The sequence below is a fragment of the Planctomycetaceae bacterium genome (assembly GCA_039680605.1).
In the GTDB taxonomy this organism is placed as follows: Bacteria; Planctomycetota; Phycisphaerae; order SM23-33; family SM23-33; genus JAJFUU01.
In genome coordinates, this window is record JBDKTA010000022.1 from 189,036 (window position 1) to 207,967 (window position 18,932).

General features: G+C 65.9%; 11 protein-coding genes. 6 read left to right on the top strand and 5 right to left on the bottom strand.

Annotated features, from left to right (window positions below):
- Nucleotides 1–50: 50 nt before the first annotated feature.
- The gene (locus ABFD92_06955; GenBank protein ID MEN6504260.1) at nt 51–3,881 is read right to left on the bottom strand and encodes a PQQ-binding-like beta-propeller repeat protein; all 3,831 of its coding nucleotides are present in this window, start codon (nt 3,879–3,881) and stop codon (nt 51–53) included.
- A 235-nt stretch (nt 3,882–4,116) separates the two neighbouring features.
- Here ABFD92_06955 and ABFD92_06960 point away from each other — a divergent pair, with 235 nt between their 5' ends.
- Together ABFD92_06960 and ABFD92_06965 are read left to right on the top strand one after the other, a co-directional pair.
- Nucleotides 4,117–6,030 carry a heparinase II/III family protein gene (locus ABFD92_06960; GenBank protein ID MEN6504261.1) on the top strand — a complete coding sequence of 638 codons (1,914 nt, stop codon included), beginning with the start codon at nt 4,117–4,119 and terminating at the stop codon, nt 6,028–6,030.
- On the top strand, nt 6,027–8,441 hold the full coding sequence (locus tag ABFD92_06965) for a BNR-4 repeat-containing protein (GenBank protein ID MEN6504262.1): 2,415 nt from the start codon (nt 6,027–6,029) through the stop codon (nt 8,439–8,441). The genes ABFD92_06960 and ABFD92_06965 overlap by 4 nt, the downstream gene beginning before the upstream one ends.
- A gap of 228 nt (nt 8,442–8,669) precedes the next feature.
- Here ABFD92_06965 and ABFD92_06970 read toward each other — a convergent pair whose 3' ends face one another.
- Nucleotides 8,670–9,605 (bottom strand): tetratricopeptide repeat-containing protein, encoded by a 936-nt coding sequence (locus ABFD92_06970; protein MEN6504263.1) that lies wholly within the window; start codon nt 9,603–9,605, stop codon nt 8,670–8,672.
- Nucleotides 9,606–9,993: 388 nt separating this feature from the next.
- Here ABFD92_06970 and ABFD92_06975 point away from each other — a divergent pair, with 388 nt between their 5' ends.
- Nucleotides 9,994–12,162 carry a glutamine synthetase III gene (locus ABFD92_06975; GenBank protein MEN6504264.1) on the top strand — a complete coding sequence of 723 codons (2,169 nt, stop codon included), beginning with the start codon at nt 9,994–9,996 and terminating at the stop codon, nt 12,160–12,162.
- 425 nt (nt 12,163–12,587) lie between these two features.
- Here the strand turns inward: ABFD92_06975 and ABFD92_06980 are convergent, their stop codons facing one another.
- Nucleotides 12,588–14,048, bottom strand: coding sequence for an RtcB family protein (locus tag ABFD92_06980; protein MEN6504265.1), 1,461 nt, complete (start codon nt 14,046–14,048; stop codon nt 12,588–12,590).
- A gap of 109 nt (nt 14,049–14,157) precedes the next feature.
- Nucleotides 14,158–14,574: an archease gene (locus tag ABFD92_06985; GenBank protein ID MEN6504266.1), complete on the bottom strand. Its 417-nt coding sequence runs from the start codon at nt 14,572–14,574 to the stop codon at nt 14,158–14,160.
- A gap of 164 nt (nt 14,575–14,738) precedes the next feature.
- Between ABFD92_06985 and ABFD92_06990 the strand changes: the two genes are divergently transcribed.
- Complete coding sequence (locus ABFD92_06990; protein ID MEN6504267.1) at nt 14,739–15,608, top strand: deoxyribonuclease IV; 870 nt, start codon at nt 14,739–14,741, stop codon at nt 15,606–15,608.
- 137 nt (nt 15,609–15,745) lie between these two features.
- Here ABFD92_06990 and ABFD92_06995 read toward each other — a convergent pair whose 3' ends face one another.
- A complete protein-coding gene (locus ABFD92_06995) occupies nt 15,746–16,579 on the bottom strand; it encodes a sulfite exporter TauE/SafE family protein (protein ID MEN6504268.1) in 834 nt (277 codons plus the stop codon).
- A gap of 136 nt (nt 16,580–16,715) precedes the next feature.
- Between ABFD92_06995 and rsgA the strand changes: the two genes are divergently transcribed.
- Together rsgA and ABFD92_07005 are read left to right on the top strand one after the other, a co-directional pair.
- On the top strand, nt 16,716–17,840 hold the full coding sequence (rsgA, locus tag ABFD92_07000) for a ribosome small subunit-dependent GTPase A (protein ID MEN6504269.1): 1,125 nt from the start codon (nt 16,716–16,718) through the stop codon (nt 17,838–17,840).
- 103 nt (nt 17,841–17,943) lie between these two features.
- Nucleotides 17,944–18,912 carry a hypothetical protein gene (locus ABFD92_07005; protein MEN6504270.1) on the top strand — a complete coding sequence of 323 codons (969 nt, stop codon included), beginning with the start codon at nt 17,944–17,946 and terminating at the stop codon, nt 18,910–18,912.
- Nucleotides 18,913–18,932 lie beyond the last annotated feature (20 nt).

The window sequence follows — 18,932 nt, forward strand, 5'->3', positions numbered from 1 at the left end:
CGCAGAGCATGGGCGGGACGCCCATGCGACTCGCGGGCAAGATGCCCGTGCTACTGGGCGAGCTTGACCTCGATGCCGCACAGGAGCGGCTTTTCGCTGCCCTTGGCGGTCAGGTCGATCGTCAGGTCGTCTTTGACGTCGATGTTCTCGAAGGTCAGCACCAGCGGGCGGTCGGGGCCTGCGGCGGCGGGGTCGACGCCCTCCTTCACGCTGTTGCCCTGGAGTTTGATGTCGAAGACGCGCTTGCCGGCGGCGTCGCCGGGCCAGGCGGCAAAGTGCAGCGTGACGGTGTACTTGCCCGGTCCGTCGGCGGCCTTGCGCAGGGGGAGCGTCAGTTGCTTGATGCCCACGGCGGCCGAGGCGTAGACCCACGGCGCGGGGGCGTCTTTAACGCCATTCCAGATGGAGTTGCGGCGGTCGTACTTCTCGTCGCCGTCGAAGGCGGTCTTGTAGGGCAGTTCGACCGAGCCGCCGTACTTGTTGCGCGGAAAGGCCAGCCAGAGCTGCCCGCCGGCGTCGCGGCGGTCGCCGGGGCCGGCGATATTCAGCGCCAGCGTGCGCACGGGCGTCAGGTCGCCTGAGAACGAGTAGTCGCCGTAGACGCGGTCTTCGTCGTCATGCACCAGCGCCACGCTGCACGAGATCGGCAGCCCGCAGCGACAGCCGGTGTCGCCGGCCGGCCACAGCGCCATGCCCTCAGCGGCGATGAAGCTCATCCAGCAGTTGGGGCGGTTGCTGGGGAACAGGCTCACGCCCGTGTCCCGCGTGGTGTCGTAGTACCCAAAGCCCTCGCAGCGGAAGAACAGCGTCTCGGCCGAGGCGTTGAAGGGGCCGCAGTGCTTGTACGGCCGCACGAACCGCCAGGGCACGGTCTGGCCCGTCAGGGGGTTGGGAATAGTCTTCTTCTCGCCGGTGGCCAGGTTGTACGCCCAGGGCTCGGCGAAGATCGTGTCGCCGGCGATGACCGCGCGGCTGCGGTAGGACAGGTCCTTGAGCCAGACCAGGTCACCCGTGGCGGCCTTGCGCACCGACATGCCGCGCCCGGCGCCTTCGTTGACGTTGTACCCGGTGAAGGCTTTCCAGCCGCCCTGGTCGGACATCTGCAGCAGCAGACCCTTGGTCAGCACCAGCGTGACGCGATGGCCGCCGGTGAAGGAGCAGTCGGCGGGCTTTTGCCACTTGAGCCCCTCGCGCAGATCGAAGCCCAGCAGCAGTTGAACCGTCGCGTTGACGGGCTTGCCCTTCTTGTCGACCTGCTTGCCGCCGCCGGGGAACTTGTCGGTGAAGGGCTTGCTCTCGGCGACGGCCGCGGCGACCTGGCCGTCGGGGACGTTGGGGTCGAGGCAGTAGACCATGGCCTTGCCGCCGGTGTCGCCGGCCGTTCCGGCGACGACGGAGTTATGGCTGAACCACGGCGACTGGTGCTGCCAGAGGATCTTTCCGGTCTTGGCGTCCATGGCGAACAGCAGGTCGCTGCAAAGCCAGTACGCGACCTCTTCGCCGCGCGACTTGGGCCACTTGGCCATATCAAGTTTTCCCAGCGTGCGCGAACCGACCAGCACGCCGTCGACCAGCGCCACATAGCCCCACATCTTGGCCTTGCCGTCGGCCGACGGCGGCACTTTGTACTCGCCCAGCAGTTTGCCCGTCGCCGGGTCGAGCCGGCGGCAGGTGTCGTCTACGGCGATGAAGTAGCCTTCCGGCCCGACCGCCACGTTGCTGGGCACGTCGGCGATGTGCGCCCGCGTGGCGTTCTTGAGCGGGAAACTCCAAAGCTCGACTCCCGTGTACGCGTCGTAGGCGGTGACCGAGCTGTACGAGCAGACGAACATGCGCCCGTCAAGGGCCAGCGGCGAGGCGCCCCAGTAATGGCGGTCGACGAAGTCGGCCGGACCCGGGTCGCCGAACCACTGCACGCGGAACGGCGCCCGCACTTCCTTATCCATGCTCGATGCCGTATTGCCCGGCACAGCGTACTGGTGCGTCCACGGGCGGGCGTCTTTCAGCGGCGGGCGGATGCAGACGATGCTGCCGGCGTCGGTTTTCGCCTGGGCCAGTTCGTCCGCAGGCACAAAATCTTTCGCCGCCTGAGGCAGCACGACCGTCCCACGCACCGGCTGGGTCATGCGATAGAGCTCCTTCCACGTGCCGGGGCACTTGCCGGTCAGTACGGCCGTCTCGGAGACCACCAGCGCCGCGAAGTACTTCGTGTACGGCACGCGGTCGAGGGGCCACTGCTGCACGATCACTCGCCCGCCATACAGGCCGGCCGAGTCGATCAGCTTCTGGGCGGCGGCGACTTTGGCGGCGTCATCCGAGACGGCTACCACCATCAGGTCGCTCTTGCGGGCGATCTCCAGGGCCATCTCGCCGGTCTCGACACCATAGACCAGCGCAAAGCCCTTGCGGATCTCGGGCGCGAGTTTGAGGGCCGCGTCGGCGGCGGCCTGCATCGTATCGCTGATCTTCACGTTGGGGTCTGCGGCGGGGCGCACTTCGCCGCCGGCGGCAGCGCCGCCGGCAAAGCAGTAGATCTTGCCCGTGTCGGTCGAGACGATCAGCCGCCCGTTGGCGACGGTCAGGCTCAGCGCCGAGCCGTCCACCTTGGCGGTCCAGGTTTCTTTGCCGCTATCGGCGTCAAGGGCGGCCACTTTGCCCGGCGCTCCGACGAAGAGCGTCTTGCCCGCCAGGATGATGCACTCGGGCGCCTCCATCGCGGCCGACCAGAGTTCCTTGCCATTCTCAGCCGGGGCGGCAGCCGCGCCACCCTTGCCGCGGCGGGCCTCCTTTTCATTGACCGGCGGACCGTCGCTCGGCGGCGGCGTGAAGCGGATGGCCTTGACGGCCTTGGAGACGCCCTCGCCGTGGGGCAGGCCGCAGGAATAGACCCGCCCGGAGTCCGCGACGAGTTGCCCGCCGGGGAAGCTGCCGGCGCACTCGGTGTTGCCGCCTTCGCTCTTGAGGTTGGTTGTGTTGATGCGAAAGGCCCGCGCGCCCTCCCATCCGGTGTACAGCCATGCGTCGTCCAGCGCGGCGAACGTCCCGCCGCCGTAGTAGATCGAAAGCCGCAGCAGCGGGCCTTTGCCCGTCGCGCGGTCGTAGATGAACGGGCACAGGCGGCTGTTGGGCACGACGAGCTGGTTCTTGTTGGCCAGCAGGTACCCCTGCGGGCAGACCTGCAGCAGGCGCTGCTCGCCGGTGCTGTCATTCTTCCAGATCAGCTTGCCGGTCTTGGCGTCGACGGCGTAGAGGAACACCCCTTCGCTGGGGAAAATGCCCGCCGTGAAGTACGCGATGCCCGAGTCGACCATCACGCTGCTGCGAACCGGCCAGAGCGAGACCATCTTGCCCAGGCCGATCACGCGGCGGTCTTCCGGGGCGGCGCGGAACTTCCAGACTTCCTTGCCGTCGGCGGCGGAGAGGCAATAGATCCATCCGTCGTCGCTGCCGACGTAGACGTTGCCGGCGTCGACGGTCGGGGCCAGGCGCACGGGCCCGCCGGTGGGGTACGCCCACTTGACCTTGGCGGTGGCGGCGTCGAGGCAGTAGACCTTGCCGTCGCCGACGGAGCCGAAGTAGATGCTGTCGCCGACGGCGACCGTGCTGTCGGCGCGGTCGAAGTCGATGCGTCGTTTCTCGACGCCGCCTTCCCAGTTGGTGTGCAGCGGGTAGCCCGGCCCGAACGCCGGGTGCGGCTGGAACGGCGGGACGAATACCCACGCCTGCGTCAGCGGCAGCGACAGCGACTCGTCGGTGACGCCGCTGCGGGCGATGTCTTTGCGGAACGTGGGCCAGTCCGCCGCGGCGGCGGGGTCAGCCGCCAGCACCAGCACCGGCACGGCCATGAGAACGGCTGCAAGGACATATCTGTAAGCACGCATGAGCAAGTCTCCATTTCGCGGAAAAACGGACCGGCTCCAATTATGGCAGAGCCGGCGAACAGGTCCAAAAGTTTTCGAGAGTTTCTCGAAGCGCGCCCGGGCCTGTTTGAACAAACCGCAAAGGCTTGCTTTGCCCCTTGCTCAGGCTATGCGCCATCGCGAGAATAGTTGTCAAGGCTCCCCGGCACATTGGGGGCTTCCGCGGCTGCTGCGAGGGCGGCGGCAGGCAGTCCAAATGAAACTGGATAAAGGTCCGATCATGAGCGTGCTCGCAGGCATCGTCACCCTATTGGCTGCAGTCCTGGCCGGCGCGCCGCTGGCCGGGCAGGAAAAGCATTCCGTGGAAAAGGCCTCGTTGGACCGCGTCGCCGGGGCGATCAAGCAAGCCGGCAAGACTCATCCCTTTCTCTTTGCGGACGAGGCCGCCTTCGCCGCTCTCAAGCAGCGCTGCCGGAGCGAGACATTCGCCCGCATGGCGAGGAACCGTCTGCTCGCGGACGCTGAGGCAATCCTGCCCCTGCCGCCCAGCATGCGGAAAATGGAGGGGCGGCGGCTCCTGGGCGTTTCGCGCCAGGTGCTTGGCCGCGTCTCGACACTGGCCATGGCCTACCGCCTGACCGGCAAGGCCGCACACCTGGAACGCTGCGCCGCCGAGATGCGCGCCGCCGCAGGCTTTACCGACTGGAACCCCTCGCACTTTCTGGACGTGGCCGAGATGACGCTGGCCCTGGCGGTCGGCTACGACTGGCTTTACCACGACCTGGACGCCGCGACGCGTCAGGCCGTCGCCGAGGCGATTCTGGACAAGGGTCTGCGCCCGTCGCTCAAGAGCGGCGGGTGGGTCGGCGCGACCAACAACTGGGGACAGGTCTGCCACGCCGGGATGATCGCCGGCGCGTTGGCGCTGATGGACCGGCAGGAACCGCTGGCGGCGCAGATCGTCCACCGCGCGATCGCGAATCTGCCCCGATCGATGCACGTCTTCGCGCCCAACGGTTGTTATCCGGAAGGGCCGGGCTACTGGTCGTACGGGACCGACTTCAACGTGCTGGCCATCGCGATGCTCGATAGCGTGCTCAAGAGCGACTTCGCTCTGGCGGACCTGCCGGGTTTTGCGGCCACGGCCGACTACATGGACCTGGTCACCGGTCCCTCGGGCATGACGTTCAACTACGCCGACGGCGGCGCGGGGCGCGGCACCGACTTGGCCACATGGTGGCTGGCGCGGCGGTTCAAGCGGCCGGACATCCTGGCGTACTTCGAGAAGGACGCCTTCGTGAAGCACTGCACGTCGCGCCCGGGAAAGGGCGGCAACCGGCTCTTTGCCTTTACGCTGCTGTGGGTGCAGGACGTGCCTGACGGCCAGGCGCCCAAGGCGCCGCTATGCTGGTCGTCGCAGGGGACCGTGTCTGTCACCATTCAGCGAAGCTCGTGGGACAACGAGCGAGCGATCTTCGTGGGCCTCAAGGCCGGCTCGCCCTCGGCCAATCACGGCCACATGGATGGCGGCTCGTTCGTGCTCGACGCCGACGGCGTGCGATGGGCGCATGACCTGGGGGCCGAGAACTACCACCGCATCGAGTCGCGCAAGATGAGTCTTTGGAGCTCGGCCCAGAACTCCGACCGCTGGAAGATCTTCCGCCTGAACAGCCTCAGCCACAACACGCTGACGATCGACGGGCAGCTCCAGCAGGCCAAGGGCAGCGCCAAGGTCGTGTCGTTCCGCGCGGCCCCGCCCTCGCGGGCCGTGCTGGACCTGACCAGCCTGTACCCGCAGGCTTCGCAGATCATCCGCAGCGGCGAGCTGCTCGAAAGCGGCCAATACCGCATGACCGACACGATCAAAGGCCTCAAGGCCGGTACGCGCGTGCGCTGGGCGATGGCCACCAAGGCCAAGCCCGACGAGCTGGGCAAGAGCTCGCTCGTCCTGCGCCAGGGCGGCAAACAATTGCTCCTGACTGCCCTGCACGACAAGGCCGCCAAGTGGAAGACCTACGAGGCCGCCAAACCCGCCAACGAGTGGGACTCGCCCAACCCGGGCGTCGTGATGGTGGGCTTGGAAGCCCTCGCCCCGGCCTCGGGCGAGGTAACCTTGCAGGTCCTCTTTACCCCCGGCAGCGCGACTGCCGCCGCAGAGGATTCGCCATGAGAAGATGCGTGCTTGCAGCGGCGGCCGTGCTGGCCGCGGCGCAGGGTCTGGCTGCCCAGGAGCCCCTGACGCCTCAGGCGGTGCTGGCGGTGATGAAGCGATCGGCCGACTGGCAGTTGGCCCATTCGCCAAAACACTCCCCGACCGACTGGACGCACGGGGCGTACTACGCCGGGATGATCGCCTTGGCGGGCGTGGCCGATACGCCCAAATATCACGACGCGATGATGCAGATCGGCCGCCGCGGCGGATGGAAGTTGGGGCGGCGGGCGTACCACGCCGACGACCACTGCGTCGGCGCCGCCTGGTGCGAGTTGTACCTGCGGCACAAGGACGCGGCGATGGTCGCTCCGCTGCTCGAGCGGCTTGATGCGATCCTGGCCAAGCCCTCGGCCGCCAAGCTTGACTTCAAGAGCCCCGGCAACCAGGATCGCTGGTCGTGGTGCGACGCGTTGTTCATGGCCCCGCCCGTCTGGGCGGCTGCGAGCAAGGCCACCGGCAACGCGAAGTATCTTGAGTTCATGGACAAGGAGTGGTGGGCGACGACGGAGTTTCTCTACGACAAGGCCGAGCACCTGTATTTCCGCGACAGCACGTATTTCAAGCGGCGCGAGAGCAATGGGCGCAAGATCTTCTGGGGCCGCGGCAACGGCTGGGCCATCGCCGGTCTGGCGAGGGTGCTCCAGCAGCTTCCGGCTGACTACGCCGGCCGACCGCGGTACGAGGTGCTCTTCAAGGAGATGGCCGCCAAGGTGCTGTCGCTTCAGCAGGGCGACGGGCTCTGGCGGGCGAGCCTGCTGGACCCGGCGGGCTACCCGCTCAAAGAGACCAGCGGCTCAGGGTTCTTCTGCTTCGCCCTGGTCTGGGGCATCAACAACGGCCTGCTCGACCGCGCGACATACGAACCGGCCGTGCGCAAGGCCTGGGCCGCCCTGGCCGGCTGCGTCGACGCCGAGGGCAAGCTCACGCACGTCCAGCCCATCGGCGCCGACCCCAAGAAGTTCGACCCCGCCTCGACGGAGGTCTACGGTGTCGGGGCGCTGCTGCTGGCAGGCAGCGAGATGTACCACCTGCTCGGCGGCGCAACCCCCGCTTCGCAGCCGGCGACGGCGACGGCAAATGAGGGTGCCATGGCGGCCGTTTCTCAGCCGCCATGTACCCACGATGCCTCGCTGGACGTGGCGGAAGTCTGCTCGGAGTTCCCCGTGCGGTTCTGCCTGCTGACGCACGGGCGGCGGCAGTACGTCGCCTATTACGACGCCCAGCGCCGCATGACGGTGGCCGCCCGCGACCTGGACAGCCGCACCTGGCGGTACCAAGTGCTGCCCCAGAAAGTCGGGTGGGACAGTCACAACTACATCACGATGACCGTCGATGATGACGGCCAGATTCACCTGGCCGGCAACATGCATTGCGTGCCCCTGATCTACTTCCGCACGAGCAAACCCGGCGACATCGCCACGTTCAAGCAGGTGCCGGAGATGACCGGCAAGAACGAGAGCCGCTGCACGTATCCGCGGTTCATGCGCGGGCCCGACGGGCAACTGATCTTCCATTACCGCGACGGTGGCAGCGGCAACGGCAACGAAATCTACAACGTCTACGACTGCGCGAAGAAGCGGTGGAAACGGATGCTCGACACGCCGCTGCTGGACGGGCGGGGTAAAATGAACGCCTACTCGGGCCTGACCCGCGGGCCCGACGGGCTGTTCCATCTCTGGTGGGTCTGGCGCGACAGCCCCGACTGCGCGACCAACCACGACCCCTCCTATGCCCGCAGCCGCGACCTGATTCACTGGGAAACCGCCGACGGCAAGGCGCTCACGCTGCCGATCACCCTCGCCGCCAAAGGCACTGTGATCGACCCGATCCCTGTCAAAGGCGGCATCATTAATGGGGGGCTGAGCCTCGGGTTCGACAGCGAGAAGCGGCCGGTGGCGGCGTACCACAAGTTCGACGCCGACGGTAAGACGCAGGCGTATGTCGCGCGGTTCGAGGAGGGGCGATGGCGGCCGCGGCAGGTTTCGGCCTGGGAGCACCGCTGGCAGTTCAGCGGCGGCGGGAGCATTGGGGCGAAAATCCGCTTGGGAGGCCCGAGGCCACTCGGCGAAGGCAAGCTGGGCCTGTCGTATTCGCACTGGAAACACGGCAGCGGCGTGCTGGTGATCGACGAGCAAACGCTCAAGCCGCTGGGTGTGCAGAAGGATGCCGCGAGCCGGCCCTCATATCCAGCCCAGTGGGCCAAGCCGCAGTCGACGTTCCCCGACATGACGGTGCAGTGGTTCGGCGACATCGGCCACGCACTCGGCGGCCGCTACGTCCTGCGATGGGAAACCTTGCCGCCCAACCGCGACCGCCCGCGCAGCGGCCCGCTGCCCAAGCCGACCATGCTGCGGGTGCTCAAGCTATAGCAGGCGTGGCGGGTCAGTGCGCCATTCGGAAGATGTGTACGCCGCGGGCGTCGGTGATCAGCAGGTCCTTGTCCCAGAACCACGCCTGAATCGCCTGCGTGGGGGGACCGCTACAGCCGTACGAGTTTCGCGGCGCAGGCCGCCGCGGCCATGCTGCTGCAGGATGGGGCCAATTGCGATGCCCTGGACGTCGAGCAGCGCCCCCTGACGGAGGCCATTGCCGCGGAATCATTGCCGCTGACTGGATGAATGAGCACGTGCTCTGCACACCTGCGACCTGGATTTGTCGCCAACCTTCTCATACATGACGGCGAGTGCATCAAGGTTATATACAAGGCGCCGATCGTCGGGGCTCCATGCTTTCTCCCGGATAGCCAACGCCCGTTGATACGTTGCCGCAGCCGCCGCAAACTGGTTTTGCCCACGGTAGAGTTCCGCCAGCATGATCAGGCTTCTTGCGACCTCCGGATTTTCAGGGCCCAATGTTTTCTCACGCGAGGTCAAGGATTTCTGGTAGAGCGTTTCGGCTTTGTCGCAGTCGCCTATATTGCGGCAAATCGAACCAAGCCTGTCCTGGCTGTAGAGCGTGTCGGGGTGGTCGGGGCCAAAGGTCTTCTCCCGGATCGCCACGGCTCGCTCGCAGAATGACTTCGACTGGGCATACTGGCTCCTGGAGTCCGAGAGCATCGCCAGGGACACAAGGGAGTCCGCCACATCAGGGTGGCTGGCACCCAGGGCTTTCTCCCGAATCGCCAGGGACCGCCTCAAGAGTGGCTCGGCCATATCATATTGCGCTTGGACGTAATAGAGTGTGGCAAGGTTCTTTAGCGACGTCGCCACGTCGGGGTGATCGCCTCCCAGGGCCCTTTCGCGGATCGCCAGCGCCCGCTTGTAGAGCGGTTCGGCCGTATCGTACTTGCCATCGTCGCGATAGAGATCGGCAAGACTGATGAGAGACCGCGCCACATCCGGGTGTCCGGTGCCCAGCGACTTTTCCCTGATCGACAGTGCCTGCTGGTAGAGCGGTAGGGCTTGAGCATACTTTCGCTGCTGATAGAAAGCGTCGGCCTGCACGTCGAGTTGGGATAGCTGCTGTGCCTGCTGGTCTGTACACGATGCCGCCATCGCCAAGGCAATCACGGCTGATGCCACCCAGTATTTCATCGCTGAAACCTCCCCATCCGGATCCGCCGGCAGCGCACGGTTTTGTGACCATTGACCACCCGCCGAGGCTTGGGTGCAGCAGGACCAGGCCGCCGGCGGCGTGGGCAGGCTCCAAACAGAAGTCACCGGGGGCATTATCGCCTGCGCCGCGGCCAAATCAAGCTGTTCACAATTCCCTGGGCCGATTCCAATCTCTTCTCCCCCTCCGCGTTTTCATCCTCTTAATCTGCTTTTCTTAATCCCCTCAATCCCGCACTCCCCGTCCCCGTCCCCGCCCCCGTCCCCGACGCTGGCGCCGTAAAGGAATTTGCCATTGCCCGGCGGTTTCGGCTATGATGCCCGCTTCGCTGGCAATCGCGGGCAGGCGACTTACTAAGCGAGTGATACGATGAAGAAAGAGATTATCCAGGCGATTGCAGAGTCCACCACTGTCGGCGGCGGGATCGATTACACGTGCAAGGCCGTCAAGGAAGTCTACGGCGAGCACGTCTTCAATGAGCGCGTCCAGCGCGAGCGCCTGCCCCAGCAGGTCTTCAAGACGCTCCAGAAGACCATCGGCGCCGGACAGGAGCTCGACAGAGCCATCGCCGACGCCGTCGCCGTGGCCATGAAAGACTGGGCCATCGAACACGGCGCCACGCACTTCTGCCACTGGTTCCAGCCGATGACCGGACAGACCGCCGAGAAGCATGACAGCTTCATCTCCCCCACAGCCGAAGGCGGCGCTCTGGCGGAGTTCAGCGGCAAGGAACTCGTCCGCGGCGAACCCGACGCCAGCAGCTTCCCCTCCGGCGGACTGCGGGCGACCTTCGAGGCCCGCGGCTACACCGCCTGGGACCCCAGCAGCCCCGCGTTCATCCTCGACAACCCCAACGGCGCCACGCTGGTCATCCCCACCATGTTCGTCAGTTGGACCGGCGAAGCCCTGGACAAGAAGACCCCCCTGCTGCGATCGATGGAAGCCCTCAACAAGCAGGCCCTGCGCCTGCTGAGGCTCTTCGGAAACACCAAGAGCAAACGCGTCTACACCACCGTCGGCGCCGAGCAGGAATACTTCCTCATCGACAAGCGATTCTACTTCGCCCGACCGGACCTCGTCAGCACCGGCCGAACCCTCTTCGGCGCCCGCCCGCCCAAGGGGCAGGAGCTTGAGGACCAGTACTTCGGCGCCATCGCCGAGCGCGTGCTGGCGATCATGGCCGAGATGGAATACGAGCTCATGCGCCTGGGCGTGCCGATCAAGACCCGCCACAACGAAGTGGCCCCGGCACAGTACGAGATCGCCCCGATCTTCGAGCAGGCCAACCTCGCCACCGACCACCAGATGCTCGTGATGGAGACGCTCAAGAAGGTCGCCGCCCGCTACGGCATGGCCTGCCTGCTGCACGAGAAACCCTTCGCCGGGATCAACGGCAGCGGCAAGCACAACAACTGGTCAATGTCCACCGACGACGGCGAGAACCTCCTCAACCCCGGCGACACCCCGCACGCCAACGCGCAGTTCCTGGTGTTCTGTGCGGCCGTCATCCGCGCCGTGTACCGACACGGCGGGCTGCTGCGCATGAGCGTGGCCGGCGCCAGCAACGACCATCGCCTCGGCGCCAACGAGGCCCCGCCGGCGATCATCAGCGTCTTCCTGGGCGAGCAGCTCACCGACGTGTACCACCAGCTTGAGGACGGCTCGGCCAAGAGCTCCAAGAACGGCGGCAACATCGAGATCGGCGTGAGCATGCTGCCCAAGCTGCCCCGCGACGCCGGCGACCGCAACCGCACCAGCCCGTTCGCCTTCACCGGCAACAAGTTCGAGTTCCGCGCCGTCGGATCGAGCCAGTCCGTCGCCGGACCCAACACGGTGCTCAACACCATCGTCGCCGAGTCGCTGGATTATGTCTGCGGCATGCTGGAAGAGGCGACCAAGGGCAGCGACTTCAACGCCGCCGTCCAGAAGGTGCTCCCGCAGCTCGTCCGCGAGTTCAAGCCCGTGCTGTTCGAGGGCGACAACTACAGCGCGGCCTGGCACACCGAGGCCGAGAAACGCGGCCTGCCCAACCTGCGAAACACCGTCGACGCCCTGGCCCTGATCACCGGCAAGACCTGCGTCGAGCTCTTCGGAAAGTACCACGTGTACTCCGCCCGCGAGCTGCACAGCCGCCAGGAAATCCTCCTCGAACGCTACATCAAGGACATCAACATCGAGGCCCTGATGGCTTCGCAGATCGCCCACACGATGATCCTGCCGGCCTGCCTGCGTTACCAGGGCGAAGTCGCCGCCGCGATGCAGTCGGCCGCCGCCTGCGGCGCCCAGTGCCCCGAGCAGAAGAAGATGCTCACCACGCTGATGGAAGCCATCGCCACCTTGACCAAGACCGCCGCCACGCTCGACGACGTCATCGCCAAGCAGCCCCACGCCGCCGCCATGGAACATGCCACCTATCAACGCGACGTGATGATCCCGGCAATGGCCGCCGTCCGAGAGGCCGCCGACAAACTCGAACTGATGGTCAGCGACGACCAGTGGCCCCTGCCCAAGTACCGAGACATGCTGTTCATCCGGTAGGCAGGAACAGGCCGAAGTTCGAAATGCGAAGTTCGAAGTGGTCGTCCCCTCGGGGGCGACCACTTCTGCTATTGCGGGAGACCTTGACGGGTGCCACGCACAACTCCCGTTGTGCGTGCATGCGCCCGACGGGCCGCTAGGAATCTAGCCGGGGGCGAAGCCCCCGGAACCGTCCCCTATCTTGTACCCGCCCCAACCGGTCGGGCAGGTTGTTGCGGCGGCAAAAACCTTTCGCCCCTCCGGCGCTCTGACCGACGGGGGGCTGCGCGGCGAAAAACATGCCGCTCCGCCCCCAACTAGATTCCGTTGCCCCTTCGGGGCAAGGACACGCACAACGGAGTTGTGCGTGGCACCCATCCCTTCCATTCATCCATCCATCCATTCATCCATCCATCCACCTTTCCATCATTCCAACATTCCGAGCGTCACCCTTTAATCACGCCCATCGGGCGCAGGCGCGCGACCTTGTGGCTGATTCCCGCCGCCGCGACGCAGTTGACCACGTCGTCCACGTCCTTGTACGCGGCGGGCTGTTCCTCGGCCAGGCCTTCGCGGCTGCGGGACTTGGCGATCACGCCCATGGCGGCCAGTTCCTTGTCGATGCGCCGCCCGGCGGACTTGCGGATGGCCTCGCCGCGGCTGAGCACGCGCCCCGCGCCGTGGCAGGTGCTGCCGAAAGTTTGCTCCATCGCCGCGGCAGTGCCCAGCAGGACGTGGGAGGCCCGCCCCATGTCGCCGGGGATCAGCACCGGCTGGCCCAGGTGGCGGTACCGGTCCGGCAGGTCGGGGCTGCCTGGCCCGAACGCCCGCGTGGCCCCCTTGCGGTGTACGCACAGGCGCCGCACCTTGCCGCCGACCTCGTAGCTTTCGACCTTGGCGATATTGTGCGCCACGTCGTACACCTGAGCCATGCCAAGCTGCGCCGCACTCTTGCCGAAGAAATGCGAGAACGCCTTGCGGATCTGCTCGGCCAGCAACTGCCGGTTGCACCAGGCGAAGTTTGCCGCCGCCCGCATCGCCGCCAGGTACTGCTGCGCCTCGGGGGCGTCGAAGGGCGCGCAGACGAGCTGGCGGTCGGGCAGGTCGATCCCGTATCGCTTGGGGGCGCTCTGCATGGTCTTGAGATAGTCGCCGCAGACCTGGTGCCCCAGCCCGCGCGAGCCGCTGTGGATCATCACCGTCACGCGCCCTTGCTCAAGCCCCAGCGCCGCGGCGGCTGGGGCGTCGTAAACCTGATCGACGTACTGAATCTCGGCGAAGTGGTTGCCCGAGCCCAGCGTGCCGCACTGATCGCCGCCGCGCTTGCGGGCTTCCATGCTTACCGCCGACACGTCAGCGCCCTCGATGCTTCCCGCCGATTCGGTAGCCGCCAGGTCGTCGTCACTGGCCAGGCCGCGGTGGTGCAGATACTTCATGCCTTCGTTCAGGAGGCGGCTGATCTCGCCGCCGGAGAAGGTGTACGGCCCGCCGACGCCCACGCCGCAGGGCACGTCGCGAAAGACCTGGTTGGTCAGCGCCTCCATCCGCGGCCGCACGTCGTCGGCGGTCAGATCGCTCGTCAGCAGCCGCACGCCGCAGTTGATGTCGTAGCCGACGCCGCCGGGGGAGATGACGCCGCCGGCGTCGATGTCCATGGCGGCCACCCCGCCGATGCAGAACCCGTAGCCCCAGTGAATATCCGGCATGGCCAGCGAGGCGGCGACGATCCCCGGCAGCGTGGCGACGTTAGCCACCTGGTCCAGCCCGCCGCCGGCGACGACGTCGCCGATCAGTTCGTCGCTGGAATAGATAATCCCGTCCACGCGCATCCCCCGCGAGGCGTCGCGCGGAATCCGCCAGCGATTCCCATCCAGCCGCTCCAGCTTGCCTTCAAATTGCTTGGCCATGGTAAACCTCGGAGATCTCACCGCAGAAATCGCGGAGGACGCAGAAAGGATATTGTTGTTTCATTTCTGGACCTCCGCGTTCTCAGCGATCTCTGCGGTGAATCGCCTTTTAAATATCCAACAGCACCTGCCCTTCCCAGTGCCCGTCGGCTTCGCGAATCTCGAGCATGTGGTACGTGACGGCTTTGACTTCCGTGCCGGTCTCGTGGCGGGCGGGGTTGAGCGGTTCGCAGTCGACCTGGGCGTGTACGAAGTTGGGCTCGATCTTCATCACGCGCACCGCCGCGACGGCCTTGTGGTCGGTCTGGATCGTGTCCATGATCTTCCAGAGAAACTCGACAGCCAGGGCCTCGATATCATCGGCCCGCGCTTCGATCGTGAAGGTCTCTTTCGTTCGCACCTGCTCGCGCCGGCAAATGAAATCCGCCAGGCCTTCGGCGAAGGCCTCGAAGAGTTCGCCCAGCGTGTCGGCCGAGGCCCGCAGACCCACGTCGGCCGTGTGCTCGAATGTTTCGCAGTACTTCATATCGTTGTTCGACCAACAATCCTTCGTCCTCGTCGTCGGTTTTTGCTTCCTCCGAACAACCGCGCGGGGCAAGCCCCGCCGCTAACAATTCCGTCTTCCATCATTCCAATCTTCCTTTCCCGCTATGCTTCAATTATAGATCGAGCGCGGTTAGGATGTCCTGCATGCTTCTGGGCAGTCATCTGAGTATCGCCGGCGGAATCGAGCGCCCGCTGGCGGCGGCGGCCGACTACGGCTTCAACACCGTCGCCATGTTCCTGCGCAGCAATATGCAGTGGCGGGCGGCGCCGCTGGACGACGAGGCCGTCGCGATCTTTCGCCGCACGCGAAAGGCCCTGGGCATCGGACCGGTCGTCGCGCACGGGATGTACCTGACGAACCTCGCCGGACAGACCGAGGTGCGCGAGAAATCGCTGGCCGTCATCGCCAACGAAGTCGAGCGCTGCAGGCGCCTGGGCGTCGAGTACCTGGTGATCCACCCCGGCTCGCGAGAGGACGTGGGCGAGGGCATCGCGATGATCGCCGACGGGCTCGACGCGATCCTCGCCGAGCCGCGCGGGCCCAAGGTGCTGCTGGAAACCACCGCCGGGGCGGGCTTCACCATCGGGCGGCGGTTCGAGCACCTGGCGGCGATCATGACGGCCGCCCGCTGCCGCCCGCGCCTGGGCGTATGCCTGGACACCTGTCACATTTTTGCCGCCGGGTACGACATCCGCACGCCGGAAACCTACGCGGCGACGATGAGGGAATTCGACCGCGCGATCGGCCTGCGGCATCTGCGGGCGATTCATCTCAACGACTCGAAGAAGGGCCTGGGCAGCGGCGTCGACCGCCACGAGCACATCGGCCGCGGCAAACTCGGCCTCGATGCGTTCAGAAACTTGCTGAACGACCGCCGCCTGGCAAAGGTGCCGATGATCCTCGAAACGCCCAAAGAGAAAGACGAGCACGGCCGCGACTGGGACCTGGTCAACGCCGAAGTGTTGCGGTCGCTGGAACAACCTACCACAGAGACACGGAGTTCACTGAGGTAGAAGCAAAACAGACTGTGGAAGGATGAAAGAATCGAATATTGGGGCGGGCGATCGGACGCTTCTCCATCATTCCATCATTCCGTTCCCATCTGCGCCCTCTGTGTCTCTGTGGCAGGTTTCTAACGACTGGCCGGGAGCTAGTGGCTAAAGAACAGCGCGGTGGTTCCGGGAATCAGGATGCGGATGCTGACGAGCCCGAGAGCCCCGGCCAGACTTCGCATGATCCACCGCCCGTGGACGCGCCGCGAGAGCGCGGCCCCGACCTGCGCGCCGGCGATGGCGCCGCCGCCGAGCATGATCAATTCCGGCAGTTCGGCCCGGCCCAGCGATCCATCGATCACATGCACCAGCGTTCCCACCAGCGTCATGGCCGCCAGGATGAAGTGACTGGTCGCCGTGGCAATATGCACGGGGAAGTCGAGCAAGTTCACCATTGCCGGCACGTGGATGATCCCCCCACCGATGCCCAGAATGCTCGACGCCAGCCCCACGCCGAAACTAATCGCCATGCCCAGCGCGAGACTGAAGGCGTATTCGTGATGAACTCCCTGCGCGTCAATGATCGTCCGCTTGAATGTGGCCCAGCGACCGTGGCTGCGAGGGGCGCCGTCGAAGGTCTTGATGAAGATATAACTCGCCACGCCCAGCAGCAACATGCCAAACACGAACTCGAACACGTGTCGCGGAATATATCGAACCAGGTATGCCCCCGCCGCCGCGCCGGGAACGCCCGTCACCAGAAACAGCAGACCGCTTTTGAAATCAATGCGCTTCATCCGCGCGTACGAGTACGACCCGCTGCTGGCGTTGAAAAAGACCATCGCCAGCGAGATCGCCGTCAGCGTCGTCGGCGCGCGACTGGGGTACATCAGCAGCAGAATCGGCATCAGAATAAATCCGCCGCCGGCCCCGATGAGCGTGCCGAAAGTGCCCACCCCCACGCCCAACGCAAGCAGGTAAACATATTCCATCGTCGCCTCTATCATTACATCATGCGGCAAAGGGCTGTATCCGGCCAATCTAGTGGACCCGCCCGCCGGGGGCAAGAAGGTTTCCCGCCACTTGTGCCGCCGCGCGCCGCATGGTACAGAAACAGCGGAAAGGCTCATGGCTAAATACAAAGGCAAATCGCAGCGCCGCATGAAAGGCTGGCACCAGCGCGTCGTCTCCGGCGGCGAGGCCGACGATACCACCGACAGCCGCCGCCTGGGCTTTGGCCGGCGCGAGGTCAAGCTGCCGCCCGCGCGCCTGGAGGCGCCCCAGCAGAACCTCGACGACCTGCCCAAGACCGAGGGCATGGTCGTGGGCTTCTATCCCGGCGGCATCCTCGTGCGGAGCCTGCAGGGCACGTTGCAGTGCATGGTGGCTAAAACCTTCCGCGCCCTGGGAGGCACCAGCGCCCTGACCATCGGAGACAACGTCACCGTCGCCATCGTCCCCCACGATCAGGACGCCACCAAGGCCGACAAGGCCCGCGCCGACGGCATGATCGTCGCCCGCGACAAACGCACCAGCGTGCTGGCCCGGCCCGCCCCCCGCAGCGCCAAACGCAACGACCCCTACGCCGAAGAGGCCTTCGAAAAAGTGCTCGCCGCCAATATCGATCTGCTGGTCGTCGTCGTGGCGACCAAGAAGCCCGCCCTGCGCCGCGGCCTGCTCGACCGTTTCCTCATCATCGCCGACCGCGGCGGTCTCGATCCGGTCCTGGTCGTCAACAAGCTCGACCTGGGCGAGCCCAACCTCGAAGTGCTCGCCGACCTGGAGCACCTCGACCTGCCCATGGCCTTCTGCTCGGCCGAGACCGGCCAGGGGCTCGACGATCTGCGCGAGATCCTCGCCGGGCGGCGCTCGGTGCTGGCCGGGGCATCCGGCGTCGGAAAGACCTCCCTCATCAACGCCATCATCCCCGGCGCGCAGGGCCTGACGCGCGAGATTCGCGCCAAGGACAACCGCGGCCGCCACACCACCACCGCCGCGGTGCTGTACGACCTGCCCGACGGCGGGTTGATCATCGACACGCCGGGCATCCGCGAGCTGTCGCTGCCGCTGAGCGCCCAGGACCTGCCCTGGTATTTCCCCGAGTTCGAACAGATCGCCCCGCAGTGCAAGTTCAACGACTGCACCCACACGCATGAGCCCGGCTGCGCCGTGCAGAAAGCCGTCGAGGAAGGCCAGATTCCCGCCGGGCGATATGAGAGCTATATCCGGATGCTGGAGACCATCGAAAGATAGATCCTAGATCCTAGATCCTCGATCCCAGGGAGAAACAAGACGTTGTCTGCCGCCCCTGGGATCGAGGATCTAGGATCGAGGATCTGTTTTAAAGGAGTTTCACATGCCTCGCGACACCCAATGGCTGCACGACGCCCGATGGGGCGTGATGACCCACTTCCTCGCCCGCCTGCCCGGGCCGGCGATCGACGACCGCGTCGTGACGGCCGACGAGTGGAACGAGCAGGTGGACTCGGTCGACGTCGAGGCGATGGCCGACACGCTGGCCGACCTCGGCGCGGGGTATCTCATCCTGACGCTGGGCCAGCTCAGCGGGCATTTCTGCTCGCCGAATGCGGCCATTGATCGCATCGGCGGGATCACGCCCAGCCTCTGCTCGCGGCGCGACCTGCCTGCCGAAATGGCCCGCGCCCTGCGCAAGCGAGGACTGCGGCTCATCGCGTACATCCACTCCGAACCGCCGCATCACGAACAGTGCCGTGACGCCTTCGAGACCACCCAAGCCGCACGCGAGGCCGACCGCCGCCGCCTGGGCATGCAGCGCAAGTGGCAGAGCGTGGTCGCCGAGTGGTCGGCGCGATGGGGCGACCTGGTCAGCGGCTGGTGGATCGACGGCTGCTACGACCCGCCGATGTACAAGTCGCTGGAAGAGCCCAACTGGCACAGCTTCGCCGCCGCCCTGCGGGCCGGCAACGATCAGTCACTGCTGGCGTTCAACCACGGGATCATGTGGCCGCCCAAGAGCATCACCGACGAAGACGATTATCTCGCCGGCGAAGTCGACGGCGCCTTCTTCACCGGCTATTGGGAAGGCAGCCGCTACTGCCAGGTGCCGGCGATCTACCAGGGGGTGCGGCTTCACATCCTCTCGTTCCTGGGCACGATGTGGTGCCAGGGCGAGGCGCCGCGATTCCCCGACGAGTTCGTGATCGGCTACACCAAGTTTATCGCCAGCCGCGGCGGCGCGACGACCTGGGACGTCCCCATCGAACGCGACTGCACCATCCGCGAGACCTTCATGCCGCAGCTCAAAGCGATAGGCCAAGCCGTAGCACGGGCGTCCCGCCCGTGAGTAGCATGGGCGTCCCGCCC

Coding starts and splice junctions, on each gene's coding strand:
- ABFD92_06985 (MEN6504266.1), bottom strand. CDS start 14,574: ATGAAGTACTGCGAAACATTCGAGCACACGGCCGACGTGGGTCTGCGG.
- ABFD92_06965 (MEN6504262.1), top strand. CDS start 6,027: ATGAGAAGATGCGTGCTTGCAGCGGCGGCCGTGCTGGCCGCGGCGCAG.
- ABFD92_06970 (MEN6504263.1), bottom strand. CDS start 9,605: ATGAAATACTGGGTGGCATCAGCCGTGATTGCCTTGGCGATGGCGGCA.
- ABFD92_06960 (MEN6504261.1), top strand. CDS start 4,117: ATGAAACTGGATAAAGGTCCGATCATGAGCGTGCTCGCAGGCATCGTC.
- ABFD92_06980 (MEN6504265.1), bottom strand. CDS start 14,048: ATGGCCAAGCAATTTGAAGGCAAGCTGGAGCGGCTGGATGGGAATCGC.
- ABFD92_06990 (MEN6504267.1), top strand. CDS start 14,739: ATGCTTCTGGGCAGTCATCTGAGTATCGCCGGCGGAATCGAGCGCCCG.
- ABFD92_06955 (MEN6504260.1), bottom strand. CDS start 3,881: ATGCGTGCTTACAGATATGTCCTTGCAGCCGTTCTCATGGCCGTGCCG.
- rsgA (MEN6504269.1), top strand. CDS start 16,716: ATGGCTAAATACAAAGGCAAATCGCAGCGCCGCATGAAAGGCTGGCAC.
- ABFD92_06995 (MEN6504268.1), bottom strand. CDS start 16,579: ATGGAATATGTTTACCTGCTTGCGTTGGGCGTGGGGGTGGGCACTTTC.
- ABFD92_06975 (MEN6504264.1), top strand. CDS start 9,994: ATGAAGAAAGAGATTATCCAGGCGATTGCAGAGTCCACCACTGTCGGC.
- ABFD92_07005 (MEN6504270.1), top strand. CDS start 17,944: ATGCCTCGCGACACCCAATGGCTGCACGACGCCCGATGGGGCGTGATG.